The sequence below is a fragment of the Kitasatospora sp. NPDC007106 genome, assembly GCF_040634455.1.
Classification (GTDB): domain Bacteria; phylum Actinomycetota; class Actinomycetes; order Streptomycetales; family Streptomycetaceae; genus Kitasatospora; species Kitasatospora arboriphila.
Genome location: NZ_JBEYFP010001207.1, coordinates 1 through 1,445, shown reverse-complemented (window position 1 = coordinate 1,445; position 1,445 = coordinate 1). Strand labels below are relative to the sequence as shown.

The window sequence follows — 1,445 nt, the reverse complement described above, 5'->3', positions numbered from 1 at the left end:
GCCGCCGCCGCCGAGCGCCTGGCGGCGGCGGAGGGACGGCTGCGCGACGGCACGCTGACCGTGGTCGTCTGCGGGGAGTTCAAGCGCGGCAAGTCGACCCTGCTGAACGCGCTGCTGGAGGAGCCGGACCTCTTCCCCCGGGACACGTACTTCGCCACCAGTCTGGTCACCACCGCCGCGTACGGCCCGCAGGAGCGGGTCGTGGTCACCCTCGACCCGCCCGACGGGCAGGGCGACGGCGGGCCGCAGCAGCTGGAGATCACCCGCGACCGGATCGCCGAGTACGCCACCGAGTCCGGCAACCCGGGGAACCTCAAACGGGTCCGGCTGATCTCCGTCCACCTGCCCAACCCGCGGCTGGCCACCGGACTCGTCCTGGTGGACACCCCCGGCGTGGGCGCGGTCCACCGGGAGCACACCGCGGTCACCACCGGCTTCCTGCCGCAGGCGGACGCGCTGGTCTTCGTCGCCGACGCCACCCAGCCGCTGACCGAGAGCGAGCTGCGCTTCCTCACCCGGGCCGCCGGCGCGTCCAGGGCACTGGACGGCACCGACGGACTGCTGTTCGCGCTCACCAAGATCGACACCGTCGGCGACTGGACGGCGATCCACGCCAACACCCTCGCCAAACTGGCCGACGCCACCGGCCTGCCTCCCCGGCAGGTGCCGCTCGTCCCGGTCTCCGCCCGCGCCAAGCTCGACCACCTCGCCGACGGCGACCCGGAGGACCTGGAGATCAGCAACTTCGAGGCCTTCGAGGAGCTCCTCTGGTCGGCGCTGGCCGCCCGCCGCGCCTCGCTGCTCATCGGCGCCTCGCTCGCCGAACTCGAAGCCTCCGCACGGACGTTGCTCCGGCCGGTCGAGGCCGAGCTGCAGTCGCTGCTCGACACCACCCGCACCCGCCTGGAGGAACTCCACCGGGACACCGCCGAACGCGAACGCCGCATCGCGGAGCTCGGCTCCTCCGAGGCCCGGTGGCGCCGCGAACTCGCCGAGGCCGTCCAGGAACTGGGCCGGACCCTGACCACCCGGGCGCAGCAGGAGCTGGACGAGGTGTGGCACCGCTTCCGCACCGAGTACCTCTACGACGACGCCATGCTGGCCGATCCCGACAGGCTGGTCGGCCAGTTGGCCGCCGACGCGGCGCTCGTCACCGGGACGCTCGGCGAACTGGCCGCCCGCCGGGCCGCCGAACTCCAGGCCGACTTCGCCCGCCGCAACGGGCTGGAGCTGGACGTCCGCCGGACGGGCGCGCTCCCCGAGCCGCCCGTGCCACCGCTCGCGGTCACCGGCCGGCTCGGCGAGGAGGAACGCCGCTCGCCGACCGCCGGACGGCTGCGCGGCGCCTCCTTCGGCTCCGGCGTCGGCACCACCGCGGGCGGGCTCGCCGCCGGTGCGATCGGCGCGGTGATCGGCACCCTCGTGCTGCCCGGCGCGGGCACCGC

The 1,445-nt window shown here is 74.9% G+C and carries 1 protein-coding gene; it reads left to right on the top strand.

Going from position 1 to position 1,445, the window contains the following annotated elements; genetic code table 11:
- Window positions 1-1,445: dynamin family protein (locus ABZ641_RS37200; protein WP_359988995.1), on the top strand; the 1,445-nt coding region annotated here is incomplete at both ends.